Source organism: Pseudomonas sp. GL-B-19, assembly GCF_019956415.1.
Classification (GTDB): Bacteria; Pseudomonadota; Gammaproteobacteria; order Pseudomonadales; family Pseudomonadaceae; genus Aquipseudomonas.
In genome coordinates this window covers 1-26,062 of the sequence record NZ_JAHBDK010000097.1, presented here as the reverse complement: position 1 = coordinate 26,062, position 26,062 = coordinate 1, and the positions used below count along the sequence as shown (strand labels likewise).

At 58.4% G+C, this 26,062-nt stretch carries 25 protein-coding genes and 1 pseudogene; 24 read left to right on the top strand and 2 right to left on the bottom strand.

All coding sequences use genetic code 11. From position 1 onward, the window contains the following. Positions 1-27 precede the first annotated feature (27 nt). The 11 genes from KGB06_RS28105 (at position 28) to KGB06_RS28055 (ending at position 11,383) form a co-directional block, all read left to right on the top strand. A complete protein-coding gene (locus KGB06_RS28105) occupies positions 28-1,083 on the top strand; it encodes an ornithine cyclodeaminase (protein ID WP_223521546.1) in 1,056 nt (351 codons plus the stop codon). A 176-nt stretch (positions 1,084-1,259) separates the two neighbouring features. After that, the gene (locus KGB06_RS28100) at positions 1,260-2,675 is read left to right on the top strand and encodes an amino acid permease (protein ID WP_223521545.1); all 1,416 of its coding nucleotides are present in this window, start codon (positions 1,260-1,262) and stop codon (positions 2,673-2,675) included. A 276-nt stretch (positions 2,676-2,951) separates the two neighbouring features. After that, the gene (locus KGB06_RS28095) at positions 2,952-4,289 is read left to right on the top strand and encodes an MFS transporter (protein WP_223521778.1); all 1,338 of its coding nucleotides are present in this window, start codon (positions 2,952-2,954) and stop codon (positions 4,287-4,289) included. Between the two features lie 248 nt (positions 4,290-4,537). Then, complete coding sequence (locus KGB06_RS28090) at positions 4,538-5,128, top strand: amino acid synthesis family protein (protein ID WP_201112043.1); 591 nt, start codon at positions 4,538-4,540, stop codon at positions 5,126-5,128. A 43-nt stretch (positions 5,129-5,171) separates the two neighbouring features. After that, positions 5,172-6,005 carry an alpha/beta fold hydrolase gene (locus tag KGB06_RS28085; RefSeq protein ID WP_223521544.1) on the top strand — a complete coding sequence of 278 codons (834 nt, stop codon included), beginning with the start codon at positions 5,172-5,174 and terminating at the stop codon, positions 6,003-6,005. After that, the gene (locus KGB06_RS28080) at positions 6,002-7,483 is read left to right on the top strand and encodes an aldehyde dehydrogenase (protein ID WP_223521542.1); all 1,482 of its coding nucleotides are present in this window, start codon (positions 6,002-6,004) and stop codon (positions 7,481-7,483) included. Before KGB06_RS28085 ends, KGB06_RS28080 begins: the two co-directional genes overlap by 4 nt. Before the next feature lie 12 nt (positions 7,484-7,495). After that, on the top strand, positions 7,496-7,981 hold the full coding sequence (locus KGB06_RS28075) for a flavin reductase family protein (protein ID WP_223521540.1): 486 nt from the start codon (positions 7,496-7,498) through the stop codon (positions 7,979-7,981). Positions 7,982-8,012: 31 nt separating this feature from the next. After that, on the top strand, positions 8,013-9,464 hold the full coding sequence (locus tag KGB06_RS28070) for an NAD-dependent succinate-semialdehyde dehydrogenase (protein ID WP_223521538.1): 1,452 nt from the start codon (positions 8,013-8,015) through the stop codon (positions 9,462-9,464). 123 nt (positions 9,465-9,587) lie between these two features. Beyond that, positions 9,588-9,977 (top strand): carboxymuconolactone decarboxylase family protein, encoded by a 390-nt coding sequence (locus tag KGB06_RS28065; protein WP_139645298.1) that lies wholly within the window; start codon positions 9,588-9,590, stop codon positions 9,975-9,977. 87 nt (positions 9,978-10,064) lie between these two features. Beyond that, positions 10,065-10,817 (top strand): GntR family transcriptional regulator, encoded by a 753-nt coding sequence (locus KGB06_RS28060; protein ID WP_223521537.1) that lies wholly within the window; start codon positions 10,065-10,067, stop codon positions 10,815-10,817. 2 nt (positions 10,818-10,819) lie between these two features. After that, complete coding sequence (locus KGB06_RS28055) at positions 10,820-11,383, top strand: NUDIX hydrolase (protein ID WP_223521535.1); 564 nt, start codon at positions 10,820-10,822, stop codon at positions 11,381-11,383. 118 nt (positions 11,384-11,501) lie between these two features. Here KGB06_RS28055 and KGB06_RS28050 read toward each other — a convergent pair whose 3' ends face one another. Continuing rightward, positions 11,502-11,798 (bottom strand): DUF1330 domain-containing protein, encoded by a 297-nt coding sequence (locus KGB06_RS28050; protein WP_223521533.1) that lies wholly within the window; start codon positions 11,796-11,798, stop codon positions 11,502-11,504. Positions 11,799-11,869: 71 nt separating this feature from the next. Between KGB06_RS28050 and ribBA the strand changes: the two genes are divergently transcribed. From ribBA to KGB06_RS28025, 5 genes are all read left to right on the top strand, one after another. Continuing rightward, positions 11,870-12,979 carry a bifunctional 3,4-dihydroxy-2-butanone-4-phosphate synthase/GTP cyclohydrolase II gene (gene ribBA, locus KGB06_RS28045; protein ID WP_223521532.1) on the top strand — a complete coding sequence of 370 codons (1,110 nt, stop codon included), beginning with the start codon at positions 11,870-11,872 and terminating at the stop codon, positions 12,977-12,979. Positions 12,980-13,319: 340 nt separating this feature from the next. After that, positions 13,320-14,345: an ABC transporter substrate-binding protein gene (locus tag KGB06_RS28040; protein WP_223521531.1), complete on the top strand. Its 1,026-nt coding sequence runs from the start codon at positions 13,320-13,322 to the stop codon at positions 14,343-14,345. Beyond that, positions 14,342-15,286 carry an ABC transporter permease gene (locus KGB06_RS28035; protein ID WP_223521530.1) on the top strand — a complete coding sequence of 315 codons (945 nt, stop codon included), beginning with the start codon at positions 14,342-14,344 and terminating at the stop codon, positions 15,284-15,286. The genes KGB06_RS28040 and KGB06_RS28035 overlap by 4 nt, the downstream gene beginning before the upstream one ends. Before the next feature lie 6 nt (positions 15,287-15,292). Then, positions 15,293-16,102 carry an ABC transporter permease gene (locus tag KGB06_RS28030; RefSeq protein WP_223521529.1) on the top strand — a complete coding sequence of 270 codons (810 nt, stop codon included), beginning with the start codon at positions 15,293-15,295 and terminating at the stop codon, positions 16,100-16,102. 17 nt (positions 16,103-16,119) lie between these two features. Continuing rightward, on the top strand, positions 16,120-17,274 hold the full coding sequence (locus KGB06_RS28025) for an ABC transporter ATP-binding protein (RefSeq protein WP_223521528.1): 1,155 nt from the start codon (positions 16,120-16,122) through the stop codon (positions 17,272-17,274). A gap of 655 nt (positions 17,275-17,929) precedes the next feature. Here the strand turns inward: KGB06_RS28025 and KGB06_RS28020 are convergent. Then, positions 17,930-19,336: a purine-cytosine permease family protein gene (locus tag KGB06_RS28020; RefSeq protein ID WP_223521527.1), complete on the bottom strand. Its 1,407-nt coding sequence runs from the start codon at positions 19,334-19,336 to the stop codon at positions 17,930-17,932. Between the two features lie 322 nt (positions 19,337-19,658). Between KGB06_RS28020 and KGB06_RS28015 the strand changes: the two genes are divergently transcribed. The 8 genes and pseudogenes from KGB06_RS28015 to KGB06_RS27980 all read left to right on the top strand — a co-directional run. Then, positions 19,659-20,144 carry a flavin reductase family protein gene (locus KGB06_RS28015; protein ID WP_223521526.1) on the top strand — a complete coding sequence of 162 codons (486 nt, stop codon included), beginning with the start codon at positions 19,659-19,661 and terminating at the stop codon, positions 20,142-20,144. 105 nt (positions 20,145-20,249) lie between these two features. Beyond that, positions 20,250-21,293: an LLM class flavin-dependent oxidoreductase gene (locus tag KGB06_RS28010; RefSeq protein ID WP_223521524.1), complete on the top strand. Its 1,044-nt coding sequence runs from the start codon at positions 20,250-20,252 to the stop codon at positions 21,291-21,293. A 123-nt stretch (positions 21,294-21,416) separates the two neighbouring features. Beyond that, complete coding sequence (locus tag KGB06_RS28005; protein WP_223521522.1) at positions 21,417-21,569, top strand: hypothetical protein; 153 nt, start codon at positions 21,417-21,419, stop codon at positions 21,567-21,569. Positions 21,570-21,660: 91 nt separating this feature from the next. Further along, the gene (locus tag KGB06_RS28000; protein ID WP_223521520.1) at positions 21,661-22,338 is read left to right on the top strand and encodes an isochorismatase family cysteine hydrolase; all 678 of its coding nucleotides are present in this window, start codon (positions 21,661-21,663) and stop codon (positions 22,336-22,338) included. 5 nt (positions 22,339-22,343) lie between these two features. Then, the gene (locus KGB06_RS27995; RefSeq protein ID WP_223521518.1) at positions 22,344-23,708 is read left to right on the top strand and encodes a purine-cytosine permease family protein; all 1,365 of its coding nucleotides are present in this window, start codon (positions 22,344-22,346) and stop codon (positions 23,706-23,708) included. A gap of 239 nt (positions 23,709-23,947) precedes the next feature. Then, a complete protein-coding gene (locus tag KGB06_RS27990; RefSeq protein ID WP_223521517.1) occupies positions 23,948-24,307 on the top strand; it encodes a hypothetical protein in 360 nt (119 codons plus the stop codon). A gap of 325 nt (positions 24,308-24,632) precedes the next feature. Then, complete coding sequence (locus tag KGB06_RS27985; RefSeq protein WP_223521515.1) at positions 24,633-25,316, top strand: MliC family protein; 684 nt, start codon at positions 24,633-24,635, stop codon at positions 25,314-25,316. A 412-nt stretch (positions 25,317-25,728) separates the two neighbouring features. Further along, positions 25,729-26,062: pseudogene (locus KGB06_RS27980) on the top strand (aconitate hydratase B); the annotation flags it as partial.

Genomic DNA, 26,062 nt, shown 5'->3' with positions numbered 1-26,062 from the left:
TCAACTATTGAACCGGAGAATAAAAACATGACTCTTTTTATCGATGTCGATCATGCCGCACGCCTGTTCGCCAAGGTGGGAATCCGCCGGGTAATCCGCGAAATGGCGGCTTACATCGAAGCTGACTACTCACGCTGGGCGCAGTTTGATAAGTCGCCTCGCACCGCCAATCATTCGGCCGACGGTGTGATCGAGTTGATGCCGACCGACGATGGCCAACAGTACTCGTTCAAATACGTGAATGGTCACCCGGACAACGGTCAAAGGGACTTGCTGACGGTCATGGCCTTCGGTGTCCTGGCCGATGTTCACAGTGGCTATCCAACCTTGCTCAGCGAACTGACGCTGACCACAGCCGTGCGCACTGCAGCGACCTCCGCGCTGGTCGCGCAGTCCCTGGCGCGCCCTGGTTCAAGCATCATGGCAATCATCGGTAATGGCGCCCAGAGCGAGTTTCAGGCCCTCGCTTTCCACGAAATGCTGTCTATAAAGGAAATCCGCATTTTCGATATCGATCGCGATGCTTCACTCAAGTTGAAGCACAACCTGGCCGCATTCCCGGGGATTGAGGTGATTCTGGCCAACTCGGTACAGGAAGCGGTCAAGGGCGCGCACATCGTCACCACGGTCACTGCAGACAAGGCCTATGCAACGATTTTGACGCCCGAGATGATCGAGCCCGGCATGCATATCAATGCCGTCGGCGGTGACTGCCCGGGGAAAACCGAACTGCACACCGACATCCTGCGCAATGCCCGGGTCATCGTTGAGTTTGAACCTCAAACCCGGATTGAAGGCGATATTCAACAACTGGAGCCCGACTTTCCCGTCGTCGAGTTCTTCCAGATTGTTCAAGGCGAAGTCCCGGGGCGCGAGAACGACGCACAGGTCACTGTGTTCGATTCAGTGGGTTTTGCTCTGGAAGACTTTTCGTCACTGCGCTACGTGCACGACCTAGCGCGGGAGCATGCAATCGGTGAGCGCATCCACTTGGTGCCGACGCCTGCCAACATAAAAAATCTCTACCAACTGCTTGATCCGCAGCCAGCAATCGCCCCCTCGCGCCTGCGCACAGTCAGCTGATCGCCATAGGTGAGGCCCCCTGAGCAAGGTGCCAAGGGGCCGCGCACCTTATTCGCGGACGAGAAACCCTGCCACCCGCAAACCACCACCGTCAGTAGCCGTTGCATCTCTAACAAGAACGCTAGACATCCACTTTTCTGCCAAAACTCAAAAACATAAAATCAAGAGGTTTTGTAATGAAATCGACTCCGTCCGGGCTGGTTGAACAGCCCGCGCTGCAGCGCACGCTCAGCAATCGTCACATTCAGTTAATGGCCATGGGAGGTGCCATCGGAACAGGTCTGTTCATGGGCTCCGGGAAGATCATCGCCCTCTCCGGCACGTCGATCATCCTCATCTATATGATCATCGGTCTGTTCGTCTATTTCGTCATGCGCGCCATGGGCGAACTGTTGCTCTCCAACTTGAACTTCAAAACCTTCGCGGATTTTGCCGGTGCCTACCTCGGCCCACGAGCGGCATTCTTCCTCGGTTGGTCGTACTGGCTGAGCTGGAGCGTCGCGGTGGTAGGCGATGCAGTAGTGGTCGGCGGATTCTTTCAGTACTGGTTCCCCGATGTACCCGCCTGGATACCGGCCATCGGTATGTTAATGACGCTGTTTGCCTTGAACGTGCTGACGGTCAGGCTTTTCGGTGAAGTGGAGTTCTGGTTCGCGATCATCAAGATCATTGCCGTCGTCACCTTGATTGGCGTCAGCATGGTGCTGATTGCCAGCTCCTTCGTCTCACCCAATGGCGTCACTGCATCCCTGAACCACCTGCTGGATAAACAGGCAGCCTTCCCCAACGGCCTGTTTGGTTTCTTCGCCGGTTTCCAGATGGCAATCTTCTCCTTTGCCGGCACTGAGCTGATCGGCACTGCAGCCGCCGAAACGCGCTCCCCCGAGAAGACCCTGCCTAAAGCCATCAACTCGATTCCGTTGAGAATCATCCTGTTTTATGTGCTGGCACTGGCCTGCATTATTGCAGTGACTTCCTGGCAACAGGTTTCGCCCAACAAGAGCCCTTTCGTCGAACTGTTTCTAGTGGCAGGGTTTCCCGCCGCAGCAGGTATCGTCAACTTTGTGGTGCTGACGTCTGCCGCCTCATCGGCCAACAGTGGCGTATTTTCATCCAGCCGCATGCTGTTTGGGCTGGCCAGTCACGACAATGCTCCGGGAATTTTTCGGCGTTTGTCGGGCAATAGCGTGCCTCTGTTGAGCCTGGCGTTCACCACACTGTTGATGCTGGTGGGTGTACTGCTGCTGTTCATCGTTCCAGAAGTCATGACAGCGTTCACCATCGTCTCTACCGTGTCGGCGATCCTGGTGATTTTCACTTGGTCGACCATCCTCGCGTCGTACATTGCCTATCGCAGAAGCCGGCCCGACCTGCATGCTCAATCAGCCTACAAGATGCCTGGAGGCGTACCGATGGCCTGGTTCTCTTTGGCGTTCCTGGGCTTTGTTCTCTGTTTGCTGGCATTAAGACCTGACACCCGTATTGCCTTAATGGTCATGCCGGGATGGTTCATATGGCTGGCAATTGCCTATCAGCTGACCCACAACTGGAGGCCCAAACCCGCAGCTGGATCGACAAGTCAGTACAGCTGATGTTCACCTGGAGCCTTCGGGTGCCGATGCAGTGAAACGCCCTTGAGCGACGTTGCATTTGTGGGGCACCTGCGGATCGAAAAGCTGCAAGCCAAGGCCGTCAAATATCACTGACGGCCAACTCTTTGGATGAACGACCAACCCATCTGGCGCGAGTAATGCTTAATTCAAGTGCTTGAAGTCGGTACTGACTATGTGGATGACACTTTTGAAGTGAGCAGCCTTAGTACCTGCCCCGATAATCGAAAGCTTACTAACGAACTCTCGAGGTCCAGCATGACGAGCGCAACGACAGAACAAGTCAGCCCAAGAACCCTGAGAAGAGTGATTGTGGCCGCCGGCATCGGCAATTTCGTCGAGTGGTTCGACTTCGCCGTCTACGGCTTTTTGGCCACAACCATCGCCCAGCAATTTTTCCCAAGCGGCGATGCCAGTGCCGCGCTGCTGAAAACCTTTGCGGTATTCGCCGTGGCTTTTGCGTTTCGGCCTCTTGGAGGGATTTTCTTCGGCATGCTGGGCGACAGGATCGGCCGCAAGCGAACCCTTGCGATGACGATTCTACTGATGGCCGGTGCAACGACCTTGATCGGTCTGCTGCCCACTTATGCCGCGATCGGGGTCATGGCGCCGATTCTGCTTTCCCTGATCCGTTGCGCCCAAGGCTTTTCCGCCGGGGGAGAATACGCAGGTGCCTGTGCCTATCTGATGGAGCATGCACCGAATGATAAACGCGCCTGGTACGGCAGCTTCATTCCGGTGTCTACTTTTTCCGCCTTCGCCGCGGCAGCCGTGGTGGCCTACGCACTCGAGGCATCATTATCGGCCGAAGCGATGGGTAGCTGGGGCTGGCGCCTGCCATTCCTGATTGCCGCGCCGCTGGGCCTGGTGGGCCTGTACTTGCGCTGGAAGCTCGATGAGACACCGGCATTCCAGGCGGTGACTCAGGAGCATGCAGTAGCCCATTCCCCACTTAGGGAAACCTTGCGCAACCATGGTGCGGCAATCTGTTGCCTGGGCGCTTTTGTGTCGCTCACGGCGCTATCGTTTTATATGTTCACCACCTACTTCGCTACCTACCTGCAAGTCGCGGGCGGCCTGAGCCGCGCAACAGCGTTGCTGGTGTCACTGATTGCATTGCTATTCGCTGCGGCGATCTGCCCACTGGCCGGGCTGTATTCGGACCGGGTCGGGCGTCGAAAAACGGTGATGACGGCTTGCGCTCTATTAATTGTGGCCGTGTATCCATCATTCCTGATGGCCAGCTCCGGCTCGTTCGCAGCATCCATCGCCGGCGTTATGCTCTTGGCGATTGGAGCGGTGTTGTGCGGTGTGGTAACGGCGGCCTTGCTCTCGGAAACCTTCCCTACCCGTACTCGATACACCGCATCGGCGATTACCTACAACATGGCCTATACCATTTTCGGCGGCACTGCACCGCTGGTGGCTACGTGGCTAATCAGCACCACCGGCAGCAACTTGTCGCCGGCGTTCTACCTAATCGCTGTGGCTTTGCTTGCGCTGGCGGGTGGACTGGCATTGCCGGAGACTTCAAGGATTTCCCTTCATGACATTCCGACGGAGGGGAAAGGCGCAGGAGTGAGCGCTGCGGCCTGAAACACGAAACGAGCCGAGACGGTGGGTCGCCCATTCTTGCCGACGATCCACCGCACGGAGCACCGGGTATTGCTGCAGGCCCATGTCTGAGTAGCAGTGCTTTGGTGGAGACGCTTAAAAGCTACTGCGCCCTTCCCCCCCTCTTTTCATCACCTTCCGACCAGAAACTCATTTCAGGGTCTTGCGCATCCGGTATTATGGTATACCATCATACGCACAGACACTTTCAACCTGAAACGGAGCAGCTCATGAGTTTCGAAATCCGCAAGATCGTCAGCTATGTCGAAGAAACCTTTATCGAAGGCGGCAAGGCCACCGATACGCCAGTGACCATGGTCGGCCTGGCTGTGGTGATGAAAAACCCTTGGCTGGGTCGCGGCTTCGTCGAAGACCTCAAGCCGGAAATCCGCGCCAACTGCTCGGACCTCGGAGCACTTATGGTTGAGCGCCTGGTAGGCATCATCGGCGGTGCCGAGAAAATCGAGGCTTATGGCAAGGCAGCCGTCGTCGGTGCCGATGGTGAAATCGAACACGCTTCCGCCGTCATCCACACCCTGCGTTTCGGTAACCATTACCGCGAAGCGGTTAAAGCCAAGAGTTATCTGAGCTTCACCAACAAGCGCGGTGGCCCGGGCACCTCGATCCAGATTCCGATGATGCACAAGGATGACGAAGGCCTGCGTTCGCACTACATCACCCTGGAAATGCAGATCGAAGACGCGCCACGTGCCGACGAAATTGTCGTGGTCCTGGGTTGCGCGGACGGCGGCCGTCTGCACCCACGCATCGGCAACCGCTACATCGACCTGGAAGAACTGGCGGCCGAAAAAGCCCAGTAATAAAGGTCGGTCACTACAACAAAAAGGTATGCAGGAGCGCTCCATGATTCGGCTCACCGCTGAACGCACCCCGGCTGGAACCAGTTACCTGGCGACCGGCCAAGGCCAGCCCGTGGTCTTGATCCACGGCGTGGGCCTGAATAAAGAAATGTGGGGCGGCCAGATCGTTGGCTTGGCCACGAAGTACCGTGTCATTGCCTACGACATGCTGGGCCATGGCGCCAGTCCTCGTCCGGAAAATGGAACCCCCCTGCTTGGCTATGCCGACCAGTTGCTGGAGTTGCTCGATCACCTGCAATTGCCCAAGGCCGCGGTGATCGGCTTTTCCATGGGCGGGCTGGTGGCGCGGGCTTTTGCCCTGCATTACCCGCAGCGCTTGCAAAGTCTGGTGGTGCTCAACAGCGTGTTCAATCGCAGCCCTGAACAACGTGCCGGTGTTATCGCCCGCACCAGCCAGGCCGCCGAACACGGGCCGGACGCCAACGCTGAGGCGGCGCTGTCACGCTGGTTCAGTCGTGAATACCAGGCAGCCAATCCTGCGCAGATCGCTGCGATCCGCCAGACACTGGCGGGCAATGATCCTCAGGGTTACTTGACCACCTATGAATTGTTTGCAACCCAAGACATGTACCGTGCCGAGGACTTGGCCAGCATCCAGGTGCCGACATTGATTGCAACCGGCGAGCTGGATCCGGGATCGACTCCCGAAATGGCTGAGCAATTGGCCCAGCGCATTCCCGGCGCGACCGTTGCCGTGCTCGCCGAACAGCGGCATATGATGCCCGTAGAATCGCCGCGCCTGGTCAACCAGCTGTTGCTGGAGTTTCTCGACACCGCGCACTCCCGACCAAACCATATAAAGGGGATCGTTGCATGACACTCGCACGCTTCCAGATGTGCATCGGCGGTGAATGGGTCGATGCCCTGTCCGGCAAGACCTTTGAAAGCCTGAACCCGGCCTTGGCACAAGCCTGGGCTGAATTGCCGGATGCCGACGAAGCTGACGTCGAGCGCGCCGTACAGGCTGCGCAGACTGCCTTCGAGAGTGCGGCCTGGCGAGGTCTCACCGCCACCGCTCGCGGCAAACTGCTTCGCCGCCTGGGCGATCTGATCGCCGAAAACAAGGAACAACTGGCGCAGCTGGAAAGCCGCGACAACGGCAAGCTGATTCGCGAGACTCGCGGCCAGGTCGGCTATCTGCCGGAATTCTTTCACTACACCGCAGGCCTGGCTGACAAACTGGAAGGCGGAACGCTGCCGCTGGACAAGCCTGACCTGTTTGCCTACACCGTGCACGAGGCCATGGGCGTGGTCGCCGCGATCATTCCGTGGAACAGCCCGCTGTACCTGACGGCGATCAAACTGGCTCCGGCCCTCGCGGCAGGCAACACCATCGTGATCAAGCCGTCCGAGCACGCCTCGGCAACCATTCTCGAACTGGCGCGCCTGGCGCTGGAAGCCGGGATTCCGCCCGGTGTGGTCAACGTCGTCACCGGTTACGGCCCAAGCACCGGCGCCGCCCTCACCCGCCATCCGCTGGTTCGCAAAATCGCTTTCACCGGCGGTGCGGCTACAGCGCGGCATGTTGTACGCAGCAGCGCCGAAAATTTCGCCAAGCTGTCGCTGGAACTGGGCGGCAAATCGCCGAACATTATTTTCGCCGACGCTGACCTCGACAGCGCGATCAACGGCGCGATCGCCGGGATCTATGCCGCTTCCGGGCAAAGTTGTGTATCCGGTTCGCGTCTGTTGGTGCAAGACGAAATCTACGATGAATTCGTCGGCCGCTTGGTGGAACGCGCCCAGCGCATCCGCATCGGCAACCCGCAGGAAGACAGCAGCGAAATGGGCCCTATGGCCACCGCGCAGCAACTGGCAGTGGTTGAAGGTCTGGTGGCTGATGCCATTGCCGAAGGCGCGAAACTGCGCCTGGGCGGCAAGCGTCCGGCCAATCTCGGTGACGGTTGGTTCTATGAGCCGACGCTGTTCGAGTGCGATAGCAACTCGATGAAGATCATGCAAGAAGAAGTGTTCGGCCCGGTGGCTTCAGTCATTCGTTTCAAGGACGAAGCCGAAGCCCTGGCGATCGCCAACGACTCGCAGTTCGGCCTCGCCGCCGGCATCTGGACCCGCGACCTGGGCCGTGCCCATCGCCTGGCCCGGGACGTGCGCTCGGGGATCATTTGGGTCAACACCTACCGCGCAGTGTCGGCCATGGCGCCAATCGGCGGTTTCAAAAACAGCGGCTATGGACGCGAAAGCGGCATCGATTCGGTGCTGGCCTACACCGAGCTGAAAACGGTGTGGATCAACCTCTCCCAGGCACCGATGCCTGATCCGTTCGTGATGCGTTAGGAGTCTTGAGAAATGATCGAACCCGGCATTTACAAAGACGTCATGAGCTCGTTTCCGTCAGGCGTCACGATAGTGACCACCCTGGACCCGGACGGCGGCATCGTCGGCATTACCGCCAGCGCCTTCAGTGCACTGTCGATTGACCCGGCACTGGTGCTGTTCTGCCCCAATTACGCATCCGACACCTACCCGGTGTTACGCGATAGCAAGCAGTTCGCGATTCATCTGCTGTCCGCCGACCAGACCGCCGAAGCCTATGCCTTTGCCGGAAAAGGCAAGGACAAGGCCAGCGGCATCGACTGGCACCTGAGCGAGTTGGGCAACCCGCTACTGCGCAAAGCCACCGCGATCATCGAGTGCGAACTGTGGCGCGAATACGATGGTGGTGATCACGCCATCATAGTCGGCGCCGTGAAGAACCTGATTCTTCCCGAGCAACCCGTGACACCGATGATCTATCACAAGGGCAAGCTGGGTCCCCTGCCCGCCCTGGCTTGATGGCTTCACAAAAAACCCTGTAGGAGCCGGCATGAGCCCAGCAGCCACGCAACTGTTCCGCCAGCAGGCCTACATCGGCGGCCAATGGCTGGATGCGCCCGATGGTGCGCAACAGGACATTTTCAACCCCGCCACCGGCGAACTGATTGGCCGGGTGCCGAATCTTGGCGCCGCCGAAGCGCGCCAGGCCATCGCTATTGCCAATCAAGCCTGGCCAGCCTGGCGTGCAATAACCGCCAAGGAACGCAGCAACGCACTCAAGCGCTGGCACGCCCTGATGCTGGAAAACGCCGATGCCCTTGCCGAAATCCTCACTCTGGAACAGGGCAAGCCCCTGGCGGAAGCCAAGGGGGAAATTCTCTATGCGGCCAGTTTCATCGAGTGGTTTGCCGAAGAAGCCAAACGCATTTACGGCGACACCATTCCAAGCCACAAGGGCGATGCGCGCATCGTCGTCAGCAAAGAGCCGATCGGTGTCGTCGCGGCGATCACGCCATGGAATTTCCCTGCCGCGATGATAACTCGCAAGGCCGGTCCGGCACTGGCTGCGGGTTGTCCATGCATCGTTAAACCGGCGCCGGAAACCCCGTTTTCGGCATTGGCCATGGCCGCATTGGCCGAACAGGCCGGCATTCCAGCGGGCATCTTCAACGTAATCACCGGGGACGCTGTCGCCATCGGCGGCGAGCTGACTGCAAGTCCCTTGGTGCGCAAGCTGTCGTTCACCGGTTCCACTGGCATCGGCAAATTGCTGATGGCGCAGTGCGCACCGACACTGAAAAAAGTCTCGCTGGAACTGGGCGGCAACGCGCCATTTATTGTCTTCGACGATGCAGACCTGGAACGTGCCGTGGAGGGCGCGCTGATCGCCAAGTTTCGCAATGCCGGCCAGACCTGTGTTTGCGTCAATCGCTTCCTGGTGCAGGACGGAATTCACGACGCCTTCGTCGCGCGGTTGGCCGAACGGGTTTCGCAACTCAACGTCGGCAGCGGTTTCGATGCCGGGGTCAATCAAGGCCCACTGATCAACGACCGCGCCGTCGCCAAAGTTGAAGACCATGTGCAGGACGCGCTTGCACAAGGTGCGCAATTGCTTTGTGGTGGCGAGCGTCACGCGTTGGGCCACGGCTTCTTCCAGCCAACAGTGCTAGCCGGCGTGACATGCGCGATGAAAGTCGCCCAGGAAGAAACCTTTGGCCCATTGGCAGCCGTGTTTCGCTTCGACAGCGAAGCCCAAGCGATCCAAATGGCCAACGACACCGAGTTCGGTCTGGCCGCCTACTGTTACACCCGTGATCTGGGCCGGGCATGGCGCATGAGTGAAGCCTTGGAATATGGCATGGTCGGGATCAACGAAGGGCTGATTTCCACTGAGGTCGCGCCTTTTGGCGGGATCAAATCCTCGGGTCTGGGCCGCGAAGGCTCCAAGTACGGCATCGAAGACTACCTTGAACTTAAATACACCCTGATGGGCGGGCTCTAGGTCATGTTGGTCATATTGTAGGAGTCCGGCTTGCCGGCGATGGCGTTCTTGAGTACGCCTTCGCCGGCAAGCCGGGCTCCGACAGAACAGCACTGATATCCGTGCCCCACGGAGATAAGCGAAATGAGTAACGAGAAGTACGAAAAAGGCTTGCAGATCCGCACCCAGGTACTGGGTGAAGCCTATGTGAAACGCTCCATCGAGAATGCCGACGACTTCACCCGTCCGTTGCAGGAAATGGTCACCGAGTACTGCTGGGGCCACGTCTGGGGTCGTGAGGGTTTGTCGCTAAAAGAGCGCAGCATGATCAACCTGGCCATGATCTCGGCCCTCAACCGGCCTCACGAACTCAAGCTGCATGTGCGCGGTGCCTTGCGTAACGGCCTGAGTCGTGAGCAAATACGCGAAATTCTGCTTCAGGTCGGCATATATTGCGGTGTACCCGCTGCCGTCGACAGTTTCCGGCTCGCCCGTGAAGCGTTCGCCGAAGCCGATGCCGAGGCCTCCAGTTAACCTTGGCTGTTTGATTGAATGAGTACGGATGATCCAAAGGATCGAAGTGCTCTTTTTGCATGGACAGCCACATTCAGAGCGGACCCCATGAAACGCCTGCCACTCGACGACAGCTTCAAGGTCAATCGCAACCCCGTTACCCTGCGCGAAATCGTGCTGGATAAACTGCGAAGCGCCATCATGAACTTCCAGCTTCTGCCGGGAGACCGTCTGGTCGAACGCGATCTGTGCGATCGCCTGGGCGTCAGCCGTACCTCCGTGCGCGAAGCGTTGCGTCACCTGGAATCCGAAGGTCTGGTGGAATTTGCCGACGCCAAGGGCCCACGGGTGGCGATCATTACCCTGGCCGATGCCGTCGATATTTATGAGCTGCGTTGCGTGCTCGAAGGGCTGATCGTTCAGCTGTTCACCCTGCGCGCCAAGGCCAAGGACATCAAGGCCCTGGAAAAAGCCCTGGAGGAAAACCGTCAGGCGCTCAAGGAAGGCGAACTGCAACAAGTCATCGACTCCGTGCAAGGTTTCTACGACGTACTGCTCGAAGGCTCCGGTAACCACGTCGCGGCTACTCAGCTGCGTCAGCTTCAGGCGCGCATCAGCTACCTGCGCGCGACGTCGGTGTCCCAGGAAAACCGTCGTGGCGCCAGCAACCAGGAAATGGAACGCATGGTCGAGGCGATCAAGAGCGGTGATCCTCTGGCCGCTCACCAGGCTTGCGTCGACCACGTCCGCGCCGCCGCCACCGTCGCCCTCGATTACCTCAAGCGCAAGCAGGATGAGACCGGGGCGATCCCCGAGATCACCCAACCCATCGCGCTCAAAGAACCGCGCATAGGTCGCTAATCATGTTCAGCCCGAGCTTTTGTCCAAAGTGCGGCGGCAATGACCTCGGTCAGCAGCAACCGCCGGGCGATACGCACGAGCGCCTGATGTGCCGCAGCTGCGGCTATATCCACTACATCAATCCGAAAATCATTGCCGGGTGCATCATCGAGCAGGACGGCAAGTACTTGCTGTGCCAACGCGCGATCCCGCCGCGCCCCGGCACCTGGACGTTACCAGCGGGCTTCATGGAGGCTGGCGAAACCACCGAGCAGGCAGCGTTGCGCGAGGTCTGGGAAGAGAGTGGCGTGCGGGGCGAAATCCTCTCACCCTACTCGATCTTCAGCGTGCCGAAGATCAGCGAGGTGTACATCATCTTCCGCGCCATCGCCCTGGAAATCACTGGCCAGTTCGGGCCGGAAACCCTCGACTACAAATTCTTTGCACCCGAGGACATCCCTTGGGACAGCATCTATTACCCGGCGATCCGGCAGATCCTCGAGCGCTACATCGAGGAACGGCAGGCCGGCGTCTATGGCATCTACATCGGCAACGACGACAGCGGCAAGATTCATTTCATCCGCTAGCGAAAACCGGTATCCCCTGTAGGAGCTGGCTTGCCAGCGAAGGCGCCCGCAAGATAAGTGCAATGCTCAAGGACGCCTTCGCCGGCAAGCCGGCTCCTACAGGGTTATGTGGCGTTTTTCATGCTGGCGCTACACCCTCGACAATAATCACCTCGGCCCGAGCCACCCCCTCGCGATGCCCTTTCGCCTCCTGATACAGATCTGACCGATAGCACGCCAGCGCCTGTTCATAAGAGTCAAATTCGATCACCACGCTGCGTTGTGGCGTCGGCCGACCTTCCATCGCCTCACTGCGCCCGCCGCGCGCCAGCAATCGTCCGCCATATTCGGCAAATGCCTGCGGTGCCCGCAGGGTGTATTGGCTGTATTGATCGGGGTCGGTGACATCCACGTGAGCAATCCAGTACGCCTTCATAGTGACCTCTCGGTTGATTTTGTATTATGGTATACCACAATACATTTCCATCAAACACTGAGATTCCCGACATGGCCTTCAACACTATCGAAGAAATTATCGAAGACTATCGCCAAGGCAAAATGGTGCTACTGGTCGATGACGAGGACCGGGAAAACGAAGGCGATCTGCTGCTGGCAGCCGACTGTTGCACAGCCCAAGCGATCAGCTTCATGGCCCGTGAGGCGCGTGGCCTGATCTGCCTGACGCTGACCGACGACCACTGCCAGCGCCTGGGTCTGGAGCAAATGGTTCCGAGCAATGGCAGTGTGTTCAGCACCGCGTTCACCGTGTCCATCGAGGCCGCCACCGGGGTGACTACCGGCATCTCCGCGGCGGACCGGGCGCGCACCGTTGCGGCGGCCGTTGCCTCGAATGCCGGGCCCACCGATCTGGTACAGCCGGGGCACATCTTTCCGTTGCGCGCCAAGGAAGGCGGCGTGCTGACCCGCGCCGGTCATACCGAGGCTGGCTGCGACCTGGCGCGCCTGGCAGGCTTCACGCCGGCCTCGGTGATCGTAGAAGTCATGAACGATGACGGCACGATGGCCCGTCGTCCGGACCTGGAAGTGTTCGCGCGCAAGCACGGCATCAAGATTGGCACCATCGCCGACCTGATTCACTACCGTCTGAGCACCGAACACACCGTGGTGCGCATCGGTGAACGCGAGCTGCCCACCGTGCACGGCACCTTTCGTCTGATCACCTTCGAGGATCGCATCGAAGGCGGTGTCCACATGGCAATGGTGATGGGCGACTTGCGCCGCGATGAAGCGACGCTTGTGCGTGTGCATGTGATCGACCCATTGCGCGATCTCGTCGGCGCCGAGTACAGCGGCCCGTCCAACTGGACGCTATGGGCCGCGTTGCAGCGGATTGCCGAAGAAGGTCGTGGCGTGGTGGTGGTGTTGGCTAACCATGAGTCGTCACAGGCATTGCTCGAGCGTGTACCGCAACTCACGCAGCCGCCTCGCCAGTTCAGCCGTTCGCAGTCACGCATCTATTCTGAAGTGGGGACTGGGGCGCAGATCCTGCAAGACCTTGGCGTGGGCAAACTGCGTCATCTCGGCCCACCGCTCAAATACGCGGGTTTGACCGGGTACGACCTGGAAGTCGTAGAAAGCATCCCGTTCGCCCAGTGAATAGTGACCCACTGTAGGAGCTGGCTTGCCAGCGATGGTCGTCAACGATGACGCGTGTTTGCCGGATAAACGCGGTGTTTGTGAATCCATCGCTGGCAAGCCAGCTCCTACAAAGGGCAAGTCGTCCTCTGGATTCGAGTTAGGTTGGGCAATGCCCTCGCCGAACAAAAAAGCATGTTTTGGCTGATAGCCGGTACGGCAAAGTGCTTGCACAAAGTTTGGAATACCATAATATGATATTCCATAGACCGGACAGTCAGAACTGACTCGATGGACCTACTGCTCCCGATAGGCGGGCGCTCGAAGCCCCGCTCATAAACACAACAATGAGGGCGTGAAAATGGTGTTGAACAAACGTGCAACCGCGGTTCTTTTTGCGGGACTGCTGAGCGTGACCAGCCAAGCGTTGATGGCAGCTGAAAGCGTCAACTTTGTCAGCTGGGGCGGCAGCACTCAGGATGCGCAAAAGCAAGCCTGGGCCGATCCGTTCAGCAAGGCCAGCAGCATCACCGTGGTCCAGGATGGCCCCACCGACTATGGCAAACTCAAAGCCATGGTCGAAAGCGGCAACGTGCAGTGGGACGTGGTTGATGTCGAAGCTGACTTCGCCTTGCGCGCCGCCTCCGAAGGCCTGCTCGAACCCCTCGATTTCAAAGTCATTGAACGGGATAAAATCGACCCGCGGTTCGTCTCCGATCACGGCGTCGGCTCGTTCTTCTTCTCCTTCGTCCTCGGCTACAACGAAAGCAAGCTCGGCGCCAGCAAACCCCAGGACTGGTCCGCGCTATTCGACACCAAGACCTACCCCGGTAAACGCGCACTCTATAAATGGCCAAGCCCAGGTGTGCTGGAACTGGCGCTGCTGGCTGACGGCGTCGCCGCGGACAAACTCTATCCGCTAGACCTGGATCGGGCCTTCAAGAAACTCGACACCATCAAGAAAGACATCGTCTGGTGGGGCGGCGGCGCTCAGTCGCAACAGTTGCTGGCCTCCGGCGAAGCGAGCATGGGTCAATTCTGGAACGGCCGCATTCACGCGCTGCAAGAAGACGGCGCCCCCGTCGGCGTGAGCTGGAAACAGAACCTGGTCATGGCCGACATCCTGGTCATTCCCAAAGGTTCGAAAAACAAGGACGCAGCAATGAAGTTCCTGGCTAACGCCAGCAGTGCCAAGGGTCAGGCCGACTTCTCCAACCTGACCGCCTACGCTCCGGTCAACGTCGACAGCGTCGCGCTCCTGGATTCGGCTTTGGCACCTAACCTGCCGACTGCCTACGCCAAGGATCAGATCACTCTTGATTTCGCGTATTGGGCCAAAAACGGTCCTGCCATCGCGACACGGTGGAACGAATGGCTGGTCAAATGAAAATGACGGTAACCGCGCCCCGTCAACCCACTGCATCCGGTAGCGCCAATGGTGCTGCCGGTCTGGCCCTCGGCGAGGCGGTTGCGATGAGGCAATCCCCGACTCTGGCACAACGCTGGCGTGGTTCGAGCAACCTGATCCCCGCCCTTCTGTTCCTCGGTCTGTTCTTTCTGGCACCGTTGATTGGCCTGCTGCTGCGCGGCGTGCTTGAGCCGGTTCCAGGGCTGGGCAACTACGAGCAATTGTTCGCCAACTCGGCGTATGCCCGGGTGCTGCTCAACACCTTCTCGGTGGCCGGCCTGGTGACACTGTTCAGCCTGCTGCTGGGCTTTCCGCTGGCCTGGGCCATCACCCTGGTGCCGCATGGCTGGGGTCGCTGGATTCTCAACATTGTGTTGTTGTCGATGTGGACCAGTCTCCTTGCCCGTACCTACTCCTGGCTTGTGCTGTTGCAAGCTTCGGGGGTCATCAACAAGGCGTTGATGGCGATGGGCATCATCGATCAACCGCTGGAGATGGTGCATAACCTCACCGGCGTGGTGATCGGCATGAGCTACATCATGATCCCGTTCATCGTACTGCCGCTGCAGGCGACCATGCAGGCTATCGACCCGATGATTCTGCAAGCCGGCTCGATCTGCGGTGCCAGTCCCTGGACCAACTTCTTCCGGGTGTTCCTGCCGCTGTGCCGGCCAGGCCTGTTCTCCGGTGGCCTGATGGTGTTTGTGATGTCTCTGGGTTACTACGTCACCCCGGCGCTGCTGGGTGGTGCGCAGAACATGATGCTGCCCGAGTTCATCATTCAACAGGTGCAGTCTTTCCTCAACTGGGGGCTGGCGAGCGCCGGTGCCGCGTTGTTGATCGTCATTACGCTGGTGTTGTTCTACTTCTACCTGAAGCTTCAACCGGAATCCCCGGTTGGCGCCAGCAACGCGAGGTAAGCCGTCATGCTCCTGACCCCTAATGCCATGAGCCGTCGGATGCGCTTCGGCCTGTACTTCACCACCGGGCTGATCGGTCTGTTCCTTTTGCTGCCGATCGTGTTCATCGTGCTGCTGTCGTTCGGATCGTCGCAATGGCTGGTGTTCCCGCCACCGGGCTGGACGCTGAAATGGTACGGCCAGTTCTTCTCCAACGCCGACTGGATGAACGCTGCAATGGCCAGCCTCAAGGTTGCGGTGTTGACAACATTCTTCGCCGTCGCCCTGGGCCTGCCCACTGCATTTGCCCTGGTACGCGGCCGCTTCCCTGGCCGGGAAATGCTCTACGGCCTGTTCACCCTGCCGATGATCGTGCCCTTGGTGATCATCGCCGTGGCGGTGTACGCGCTGTTCCTTAAACTGGGCTACACCGGGACGATGTTCGCTTTCGTGGTCAGCCACGTCATCGTTGCATTGCCGTTCACCATCATCTCGATCATCAACTCGCTGAAGCTGTTCGACCAGTCGATCGAGGATGCCGCTGTGATCTGCGGTGCATCACGCCTGCAAGCGGTGTTCAAGGTGACCTTTCCGGCGATCCGTCCGGGCATGGTCGCCGGTGCCCTGTTTGCGTTCCTGGTGTCGTGGGACGAAGTGGTGCTGAGCGTGATGATGGCCAGCCCGACCCTGCAAACCCTTCCCGTGAAAATGTGGACCACCCTGCGCCAGGACCTGACGCCCGTGATCGCCGTCGCTTCGACGCTGCTGATCGGCCTCTCGGTATTGGTCATGGTGATCGCCGCCGCACTGCGCCGGCGCAATGAAATCAGCGCCTGAGCGCGCAGGAGTACGACATGAGTGCAGTGATTAAAGATTCCGCTCAACAGAACGACCAGTCGCTGGTAAGCCTGCGCAACCTGAACAAGCACTACGGCGACTTTGCCGCCGTGGACAACATTTCGCTGGACATCAAGGACGGTGAATTCCTCACCTTTCTCGGCTCCAGCGGCTCCGGTAAAAGTACCACCCTGTCGATGCTGGCCGGTTTCGAAACACCGAGCAGCGGCGAGATCCTGGTCAATGGCCAATCGCTGGTCAACGTGCCGCCACACAAGCGTGACATCGGCATGGTGTTTCAGCGCTACTCGTTGTTCCCGCACCTTTCGGTGCGCGACAACATCGCCTTCCCATTGGCGATTCGCAAATTGGCCACAGCGGAACGTGAACGTCGGGTCGATGCAATGCTCAAGCTTGTGCAGCTTGAACAATTCGCCCATCGCCGCCCTTCGCAACTCTCCGGGGGGCAGCAACAACGCGTCGCCATCGCCCGGGCGCTGGTCTATGAGCCACGCATTCTGTTGATGGATGAACCCCTTGGTGCGCTGGATAAAAAGCTGCGCGAAGACTTGCAGGATGAATTGCGCCAACTGCATCGACGTTTGGGCATCACCATTGTCTATGTGACCCACGACCAGGAAGAAGCCATGCGTTTGTCCCAACGCATCGCGATTTTCAGTCACGGCAAGATCGTCGGCCTGGGCAGTGGCTATGACTTGTACCAGAACCCGCCGAATGCGTTCGTCGCCTCGTTCCTCGGTAACTCGAACTTCCTGAAACTTAAGGCTCAGGGCAACGCGGTGGCTTCGTTCGAAGGGCAATCGCTGTCGATCCGCCTGACAGCCGGCCTGCAAACCAATCAGGATGTTTTGCTGATGGTGCGCCCGGAAAAGGCGTTGGCACTGAGTATCGAACAAGCCACTCAGGAGCCGCTGGCTGCGGGCTGGAATGAAGTATCAGCCAAGGTTGTGGAGGTGTTGTTCCTGGGCGAAAGCCAGACCTGCAGCGTACTGACCTCGGGCGGTACGTCGATGACCGTGAAGGCACTTTCAGCTGCTGGCATGCCAATGAAAGCAGGTGATCCGGTGCGTGTGCGCTGGGCTACTGCGGATGCCTGCGTCTATACCGAATGGGCTGAGAGCGATTTGAACAAGGCTGCTGGGGCGCATTGATTTTTTGATGTTCACGCCAGTGAGCTGCTAGTTAAGTGCCACTCTCGGGTCGCCGCAACGTCGGGTTGCGGTGGCCCTTTTTTTTGCATTTATTCCACGCCTTATTTGTTTCGCAGACGTCATCGCGAGCAGGTTCGCTCCCACATTGTTCAGTGATGTACACAACATTTGTGTTTGGCACACTCCCCTGTAGGAGCACGGCTTGCTGGCGAAGGCGGTGGGTCAGGCGCTTCGATGTCGACTGCTCTACAGTCATCGCGAGCAAGCTCAGCTCCCACAGGGAAATGCGTACAACCTCCCGGTCAGGCCGGTCGGCCGCCTCGCTTTAGCGTTTGCGGTGCACGCCCCCTCGAGAGGCCGAGTGGAGGTTCTGCGCAGTGGGCAACCCGGCATGGATGCCGGGTTAGCCGCCCCCGGCCATGGATGGCCGATGGCGGCGGGCCCACGGAGCAGGACCGGAGCGAGGGCATGCCGAGCCTGGCCGAGGCACCGAACGAAAGGGGCAAGAGCCCTTGGTTACTTGGGGCTTTTCCAAGTGACTCGCTGTAAGAGCGAAACCGCTAGCAGCCGTTACCGCAGGAATGGATATGTACACAATCAAAGAGCCCAAACAAAAATGCCCGGCAAAAAGCCGGGCATCCCAAACAAACTTAAATCAACGGGTATAACTCAACCTCGAAGCCCTGCTCCCCCGAGCCTCCCCTCGCGTAGCCAGACAATAGTAGAGCGGACAAGTCACCACCAACCCCACCAACCACGACAGGTCCGTACCCTCAACCAGATTGGCATACGGCCCCACATACAGCGACGTATTGGCAAACGGCAGCTGCACGATGATCCCGATGAAATACGCCACGATTGCATGCCAATTGAACCGCCCATAAATCCCGCCATCCGCACGGAAGATCGAGGCGATGTCATAGCACCCGCGCTTGATCACATAGAAGTCGATCAAGTTGATCGAGGCCCATGGAACCAGCACCAGCAGCAGCGCGAGGATGAGTCCGATGAACTGCGAAATGAAATCTGCAGACGCCCCCAGCGCCACCACACAGCAACCTGCCAACACCACACTCGACAACACCACACGCACCTTGATGCTGGGCGTCCACTGACTGGCGAAGGTCTGGATCGAGGTAATGATCGACAGTACCGCGCCATACAGATTCAAGGCGTTGTGACTGATGATATTGAGCAGGAACAGCACCATCAGAATCGGCCCCAGCCACCCGGTGGATTGCTTCACCGCCGCCATGGCTTCGGTACCTTCAGGGGTCGCCAGTACCGCCACCGCGCCGAAGGTAAACGACAGGATCGTGCCCAGGGTTGCGCCCAGATAAGTGGCGAAGAACGGACGGGCGATGCCGATATCGGCCGGCAGGTAGCGCGAGTAGTCCGACACATAAGGCGAGAAACTGATCTGCCAGATGATCCCCAGAGACACCGTGGCCAACCAGCCCGACAGGTTAAACCCGCCGCGGGTAAAGAAATCCGCCGGCAGGTCATGGGCGAAGATGTAGAGGAAACCCGCAAGCAAGGCACTGCCCATGACCCAGGTGCCGATGCGGTTCAGGGTGTGAATGAAACGATAACCGATCACCCCGATCGCCGTAGCGCTGAGGGCGCCGATGAGGATGCTTGCGGGGACCGGGACTGAGGGAGCGATTCCGACAATCGATTTGCCGGCCAGCACGATATTGGAGATGAAGAAACCGATGTAGATCAGGGCGGCAAAGAACACGATCAGCAGCGCGCCATAGCGCCCGAACTGGCCGCGACTCTGCACCATTTGCGGAATTCCCATGCGGGGTCCCTGAGCCGATGCGAGGGCAATCACCAGCCCGCCGACCATGTGCCCCAGCGCTATCGCCAGCAGCCCCCAGAACAGATCGAGATGGAACACCTGAACCACCATGGCACCCGTAACGATAGGCAACGGTGCAATGTTGGTGCTGAACCATAAAGTGAAAAGATCGCGGGCCTTCCCGTGGCGCTCTGCGAGTGGAACGTAATCGACCGTGTGATTCTCGATCAACGGGTCTTGCCGGGACATCTGGGACATATGCATGAACTCGAGTTTGTCTGTTCTTATCTTTGTATGAAGCCAAACCGGGGGCACATCTTGGCACCCCTCAGATGCGGACCATATTATGGTATTCCAACATTTTCACAAGACTGATTCGGTCTTTGCGCACCCATCTGATCCGCAATCCTGCCGTAAAAGTGCACACGCCTCCTATCTTAACCCCCCGTAAATGCTGACTTTTAGACCAAAGGTGTACGTTTATCAGTCCACAGAAAAAGCACTTGCAAACGATGTATTACGGTATACCATCATACCTACAAACCGATAAAAACACGTTTCACCACCCGAGGACCGTCCAATGATTGATGCCGCCATCTACAAACAAGTCATGGGCTCGTTCCCGTCCGGCGTAACGGTGATCACCACGCTGGATGACGACGGTCAAATCGTCGGCCTGACCGCAAGCGCCTTCAGCTCGCTGTCCATGGACCCGGCCCTGGTGCTGTTCTGCCCGAACTACAGTTCCGACTCCTATCCCGTTCTGATCAAGAACAAACGCTTTGCCATTCACGTGCTTTCCGGCGGCCAGCAGAGCGAAGCCTATGCGTTCGCGCGAAAAGGCAAAGACAAGGCGCAAGGTATCGAATGGACCTTGAGCGAACTGGGCAACCCCATTTTGGCCAACGCTACGGCGGTCATCGAGTGCGAGTTGTGGCGCGAATATGAAGGCGGCGATCACGCGATCATGGTGGGTGCCGTGAAGAACCTGATCGTGCCACAGCAAAACACCGGACCATTGGTGTATTGCCACGGCAAGATGGGCGCCCTGCCCGTACTTGCATGAGTCAGCTGATCCGGAAATAATTTGCGCGAATAGCGTATTATGGTATACCAATAACCATCAGGCCCGCAGTCGACAGGCCGACAACAAAAGATCCGAGGTAGCGTCATGAAGTTTTCCTTGTTCGTACACATGGAACGTTGGGACGAAAGCGTCAGCCACCGCCAGTTGTTCGAAGATTTGACCGAACTGACCCTGATGGCCGAGGCCGGCGGTTTCAGCACCGTCTGGATCGGCGAACACCACGCCATGGAATACACCATCTCGCCAAGCCCCATGCCTTTGTTGGCCTACCTGGCTGCCAAGACCACCACCATTCACCTGGGCGCAGGTACCATCATCGCGCCGTTCTGGCACCCGTTGCGGGTCGCCGGTGAATGCGCATTGCTGGACGTGATCAGCAACGGTCGCATGGAAGTCGGCCTGGCCCGTGGCGCGTATCAGGTTGAGTTCGACCGGATGGCCGGCGGCATGCCTGCTTCTTCCGGTGGTCAGGCGCTGCGGGAAATGGTTCCGGTGGTTCGAGCATTGTGGCAAGGTGACTACGCCCACAATGGCGATATCTGGAAATTCCCGACGTCCACCAGCGTGCCGAAGCCGATCCAGAAGCCTAATCCGCCGATGTGGATCGCCGCGCGCGACCCGGACTCACACAACTTCGCCGTGGCCAACGGCTGCAACGTCATGGTCACCCCGCTGATGAAGGGCGACGAAGAAGTCCTCGACCTGAAGAACAAATTCCAGACCGCCCTGGACAACAACCCGGACGTGCCACGCCCACAGTTGATGGTGTTGCGTCACACCCATGTCCACTCGGTTGACGAACCTGAAGGCTGGAAAGTCGGGGCCAAGGCGATCGCCAAGTTCTACCGCACCTTCGATGCCTGGTTCGGCAACAAGGAAACGCCGGTCAACGGCTTCCTGGCGCCGAGCCCTGAGGAGAAATTCGCCGGCCGTCCAGAGTTCGAACTGGAGAGCCTGCACAAGACCGCCATGATCGGCACCCCGGAAGAAATCATTCCGCGCATCAAGTACTACCAGGAACTGGGCGTCGACGAATTCAGCTTCTGGTGCGACAACAGCCTGCCGCACGCCGAGAAGAAAAAGTCCCTGGAGCTGTTTATCAAACACGTGGTCCCGGCGTTCCGCTGAGTACTCTGCGCTGTGGGAGCGAGCCTGCTCGCGATGGACGTCAACGATAACGTGCTCCGCCTGAATAACCGCGTTGTCCGGGCGTTTTCGCGAGCAGGCTCACTCCCACAAGGGTCGATTCCCATGTTCAATGGTCGTCTCCAATCACTCGCCCTTCCCTCCGGCGCCGCGCGGGCTTATCTGCGCGGTGAATGGACCGCTTCGCACCTGCATTTCAAGCGCCTGCGCGCCAGTGTTTCAGCCAAGCAGAATGGCTTCTGGCAGTTAGTTCACTGAGCCCACCCGAACTGGAATTCACGCACCGACACCTCGCCCTCTCACGGCGAATAACGGTGCATCGTGTTTCGCCTTTGATCAGGTTTGCTCAATGAACAATAAAAACGCGCTGTTGATCATCGACATGCAGCAGGAGGACGGTTTCGTCCTGGAAAACTTCGACCCGGTAATTGCCCATACCGCAGCCCTGCTCGAAACCGCCCGCAGTCAGCGGACGCCTGTCATTTATACCCGCCATACCAACCGAGCCGACGGCATTGACCTGCCGCGCGGTGAACCCCGGGCCAGCGACGGCGGCCCCAGTAGCTATCGCGCCGGCACCCGGCAAGTGGAAATCATCGAACAGCTGGCGCCTCAACCGGGTGAACTCATCATCGACAAGGGCCGTTACAGTGCCTTTCACCGCACCAACCTCGATACCCTGCTCAAGACGCTGGAAGTCGACACGTTGATCATCTGCGGTGTGTTGACGGATGTCTGCGTACTCAGCAGCGTGTTCGATGCCTTTGCGCTGGGTTATCACGTTCGGCTGGTCAGCGACGCCTGCACCACGACCACCCTGGCGGGGCACTATTCGGCATTGCTGATCATGGCCAACTGGGTCTATTCACTGGAAATTCTCACCAGCACCGAATGTCAGCGCGCCCTGCAACAGCTCGATTACGTCAGCCTGAATCCCGAGCACCCGGACATGTTTGCCCATCAGCCCCATGAGCTGCCAGGCACCATCGCCCGTCTGCAAGCCCATCTCGTTCGGACTCAGGAGTAATCGCCATGAAAGTCGAAAAAAGAAGCATCGATTTCATCCCCGAAACCGAACGCCACGGTCGTCCCGCTTCGCTGTTCTATATCTGGTTCGGCGCCAACATGAACATCACCACCATCGCGTCCGGCGTGCTGCCGGTGGTGATGGGGCTCAACCTGTTCTGGAGCGCGCTGGCAATCATCATCGGCTCGCTGGTCGGGGCGATTTTCATGGCGTCCCACTCAGCCCAGGGCCCGAAGCTGGGCATCCCGCAGATGATCCAGAGCCGCGCCCAGTTCGGCGTGTTGGGCGCCGTATTGCCGCTGTTGTTCGTGATGCTGATCTACCTGGGTTTCTTCGTCAGCAACACCTTGCTCGCCGCTCAGGCGCTGGAGTCCGTCAGCCCGTTGCCGGCCAGCGGCAACATCTACCTGATCGGTGCCTTGTGCTTCGTCGTTGCGCTGTACGGCTATCGGCTGATTCACCGTTTGCAAAAGCTGCTCTCGATCCTTTCACTGCTGGTGTTTGCCGCCGCCACGTTGTTTGCCTTACAGCTGTCGATTCCCGCCGAACAATGGCTGCCAACAGGCTTTTCGCTGTCGAAGTTTCTGGTGGCGGTGAGCATTGCCGTGACCTGGCAGCTGTCCTATGCGCCTTATGTCGCTGACTATTCGCGCTACCTGCCAAGCAGCACGCCGACCGCTCAGGTGTTCTGGTACAGCTACGCCGGCACGGTCAGTGGCGGCGCGTGGATGATGATTCTCGGGGCAATCCTGAGCGTCGGCATCGGCGACTTTTCCAGCAACGTTGGCGGCCATGTCGCCGGGCTGTTCGGCAGCGGCGCGATCCTGCTGTTCGCCTTCATTGTCTATGGCCAGGTGTCAATCAACGTGTTCAACCTGTACGGGGCGTTCATGTCGACCATCACCGTGATTGAACCTTTCGCCCGGCTCAAGGTGACACCGCGAGTGCGTGGCCTGTTCATGCTGGTGATCAGCCTGGTGGCGACTGCGCTGTGCACGATCAGTCAGGACGACTTCATCAGCTTCTTTCTCAACTTCATTTTCTTCATGAGCTACTTCCTGATCCCCTGGACGGCAATCAATCTGGTGGACTACTACTGCCTGCGAAAAGGCCAGTACCGGATCGATGACATCTTCGACCTCAACGGGATGTATGGAAGGGTCAACTGGATCGCCTGCGGCAGTTTCCTGCTGGCGATTGCCCTTGAGGTTCCGTTCATGAACACCACGTTGTACGTTGGCCCGGTGGCCACGGCACTGGATGGTGTCGACCTGGCCTGGCTGGTCGGCTTGCTGGTGCCGGCCTTGAGTTACTACTGGCTAATGAAACTCGGCAAGCGGGCGCCGGCGTTGAATCAAGCGTCGCAGTAACCGTAAAACAACAACGCCGGCCCTGGGCCGGCGTTGCACTGTTTCAGGCCACCTTAATGGTTGTAGGCACGCTCGTTGTGCTCGGCCAGATCCAGCCCCGAGGCGTTTTTCCACCCTACAGCCTCTGCGCAAAGCCATCCTTGATTGATATCAAGATATCGACATCGAGCGATTGCCCTCCCCATGCGCGATCCAGGGGCTAAGCTTCTAACCGCTGAACACCCTTGGAGACCTCGCTCATGCTCAATAAAAATCCTTTCCCAAACGCTGAGACACCAGTCCATCCACCTTTGTCGACATGGGACGATCAAGCCGCTGCAACATCCATCGAGGGCGATGCGTTTACCGCCCCGCCCGCGCTGACCAACGCCGAACTGGTTCACTTGCGAGTCCGAGTCATTGCCCTGGAAAACCTGGTCATCGCGTTGCTGGCCGAAGGCTCGGAACGTCAGCTCGCCGTTGCCAGAGAAATGGCCGATTACATTTCCCCAAGACCCGGTTTTACCCAGCATCCCTTGACCCTTCACGCGTCCGCACAGATGACCCACAGCGTCGAGCGCGCCCAACAATTTCGCCAGCGCGACGAACCACCGGTTTAATTGTTCAAAATTGGATAACCATCATTTTGTTCACAGTAATGCGTCCTGGACTCGGGGTCCTACTCGTCAGTGGTGATGGCTATGACCGAGCATCGCAGCGTCGGCACCGTAATGAGCGACTGTCAGACCGTCGTGCTACTTTACAGTCACGCCTTTGACTTGAAATGATCAGGTACAGGTGTGGGCAAGAAAGAGGTTGATTGAAAACGATAGAAAACCAAATTCCCGAGGGTTTTTTATTAGCTACAAGACCTCATAACAATTTGTTTTTATTAGATTTTTATTTTGTTTTTTAGAAGCTTGTCACAATCCGGGTGACGTCAACATGAAAACGGTCACGACCCTTTTCACCTGTCTTCTCGTCAGCGTATGCGCGGCGACGATCCCCTTTGCCGATGCTGCCAAGCATGAAAAGCATGCCAAGCCTGCCAAGCCTGCGCCAACCTACAAAACCAGCTTCGACTGCGGCGACGCCAGAGCACGCGTAGAAAAACTCATCTGCCACGATCCACAACTGGCGCAGATGGATATTGAACTGATGCGTCTCTATCGCCTGGCGCTCACGGATGAACATTCCGTACCGCTTCCCGACAAAGTCATGCGTGACCAGCAGTTCTGGATCGATGCCCGCAATCAGTGTGGCACCGCGCCGGAGCCCAAGACCTGCACGGTCCGAAGTTATGCCGAGCGTGCGCACCAGCTACGCCAAGGCTCGGCCATTGTGAGAACCAAAGACCCCGACAGACTGACCGATGGCCCCCTGGCGTTTCGGTGTATCGGACTCAACGCGCTGATTGCCGCCACTTACTTTCACACGCAGCCGGGTGTCGTGTACCTGAAATGGGCAAACGCCTCGATCACCTTGAACCAGGTGCCAAGTGATTCAGGAAGCCGATACATCGGCAAGGATTACCAGGGGAACTACAGCTTCCGACAAAACGACTATGGGGTGTTTTTCCAGAAGCCAGGCTCTGGGGAAATGAGCTGTACGGTCGAGCCGGTCGGCTGAGGGCTCTGGCACGCCTGCAACAGAGCCATCTCATTGTCGACACCCGTTGCGATCAATCAAATATTTCAGCCGCCCCAACCGCCATTTGCGGCATAACATTTCGACCACCATCCAAAATGTGTCGACAATCCTGTTGATTACCCTCCGACAAATCATTATATTTCGGCTCGATCACGAAATAGTGTCGACAATGAGTGTCATTGGCGAAAATCTCCGATTGGGGCAGACACCGATCTGTGCCTTCCGGCTTCGGGACAGAACACCTTTTGTAGGAACAGTTGATCTGGTGGTTTTGGGTGGTCACCCTCGATTACTGAACAACTGTTCCTACCTTTATTTAGTGGACCAATACCCGGCTGCTTTGCGCCCTGTTCGTTCACTCAACAACACGCGGTATGACAGGAGAAGCCCAGTGCTTGAGACCTACGTACAACAATTACAAGCACGTGCCGAGCAAGGGCTTCCACCCTTGGCGCTTAACGCCGAACAAACGGCAGGCCTGGTTGAGCTGCTGAAAAATCCTCCGGTTGGCGAAGAAGCGTTCCTCATTGACCTGATCACCCATCGCGTTCCACCTGGCGTGGACGAAGCGGCCTATGTAAAGGCCGGCTTCCTGTCCGCCCTCGCCAAAGGCGAAGCCAAATCCCCTCTGATCGACAAGAAGCGCGCGGTTGAACTGCTCGGCACCATGCAGGGCGGCTACAACATTGTCACGTTGGTCAACCTGCTGGACGACGCCGAACTGG

Bases quoted from the DNA above. Each gene is read 5' to 3' on its own strand.
- KGB06_RS28075 (WP_223521540.1), top strand. From the start codon at position 7,496: ATGATCGAACCCGGCATTTACAAAGACGTCATGAGCTCGTTTCCGTCA.
- KGB06_RS28065 (WP_139645298.1), top strand. From the start codon at position 9,588: ATGAGTAACGAGAAGTACGAAAAAGGCTTGCAGATCCGCACCCAGGTA.
- KGB06_RS28090 (WP_201112043.1), top strand. From the start codon at position 4,538: ATGAGTTTCGAAATCCGCAAGATCGTCAGCTATGTCGAAGAAACCTTT.
- KGB06_RS28035 (WP_223521530.1), top strand. From the start codon at position 14,342: ATGAAAATGACGGTAACCGCGCCCCGTCAACCCACTGCATCCGGTAGC.
- KGB06_RS28095 (WP_223521778.1), top strand. From the start codon at position 2,952: ATGACGAGCGCAACGACAGAACAAGTCAGCCCAAGAACCCTGAGAAGA.
- KGB06_RS28040 (WP_223521531.1), top strand. From the start codon at position 13,320: ATGGTGTTGAACAAACGTGCAACCGCGGTTCTTTTTGCGGGACTGCTG.
- KGB06_RS28080 (WP_223521542.1), top strand. From the start codon at position 6,002: ATGACACTCGCACGCTTCCAGATGTGCATCGGCGGTGAATGGGTCGAT.
- KGB06_RS28100 (WP_223521545.1), top strand. From the start codon at position 1,260: ATGAAATCGACTCCGTCCGGGCTGGTTGAACAGCCCGCGCTGCAGCGC.
- KGB06_RS28055 (WP_223521535.1), top strand. From the start codon at position 10,820: ATGTTCAGCCCGAGCTTTTGTCCAAAGTGCGGCGGCAATGACCTCGGT.
- KGB06_RS27990 (WP_223521517.1), top strand. From the start codon at position 23,948: ATGCTCAATAAAAATCCTTTCCCAAACGCTGAGACACCAGTCCATCCA.
- KGB06_RS28050 (WP_223521533.1), bottom strand. From the start codon at position 11,798: ATGAAGGCGTACTGGATTGCTCACGTGGATGTCACCGACCCCGATCAA.
- ribBA (WP_223521532.1), top strand. From the start codon at position 11,870: ATGGCCTTCAACACTATCGAAGAAATTATCGAAGACTATCGCCAAGGC.
- KGB06_RS28085 (WP_223521544.1), top strand. From the start codon at position 5,172: ATGATTCGGCTCACCGCTGAACGCACCCCGGCTGGAACCAGTTACCTG.
- KGB06_RS27985 (WP_223521515.1), top strand. From the start codon at position 24,633: ATGAAAACGGTCACGACCCTTTTCACCTGTCTTCTCGTCAGCGTATGC.
- KGB06_RS28060 (WP_223521537.1), top strand. From the start codon at position 10,065: ATGAAACGCCTGCCACTCGACGACAGCTTCAAGGTCAATCGCAACCCC.
- KGB06_RS28020 (WP_223521527.1), bottom strand. From the start codon at position 19,336: ATGTCCCAGATGTCCCGGCAAGACCCGTTGATCGAGAATCACACGGTC.
- KGB06_RS28025 (WP_223521528.1), top strand. From the start codon at position 16,120: ATGAGTGCAGTGATTAAAGATTCCGCTCAACAGAACGACCAGTCGCTG.
- KGB06_RS28000 (WP_223521520.1), top strand. From the start codon at position 21,661: ATGAACAATAAAAACGCGCTGTTGATCATCGACATGCAGCAGGAGGAC.
- KGB06_RS28070 (WP_223521538.1), top strand. From the start codon at position 8,013: ATGAGCCCAGCAGCCACGCAACTGTTCCGCCAGCAGGCCTACATCGGC.
- KGB06_RS28010 (WP_223521524.1), top strand. From the start codon at position 20,250: ATGAAGTTTTCCTTGTTCGTACACATGGAACGTTGGGACGAAAGCGTC.
- KGB06_RS28015 (WP_223521526.1), top strand. From the start codon at position 19,659: ATGATTGATGCCGCCATCTACAAACAAGTCATGGGCTCGTTCCCGTCC.
- KGB06_RS27995 (WP_223521518.1), top strand. From the start codon at position 22,344: ATGAAAGTCGAAAAAAGAAGCATCGATTTCATCCCCGAAACCGAACGC.
- KGB06_RS28105 (WP_223521546.1), top strand. From the start codon at position 28: ATGACTCTTTTTATCGATGTCGATCATGCCGCACGCCTGTTCGCCAAG.
- KGB06_RS28005 (WP_223521522.1), top strand. From the start codon at position 21,417: ATGTTCAATGGTCGTCTCCAATCACTCGCCCTTCCCTCCGGCGCCGCG.
- KGB06_RS28030 (WP_223521529.1), top strand. From the start codon at position 15,293: ATGCTCCTGACCCCTAATGCCATGAGCCGTCGGATGCGCTTCGGCCTG.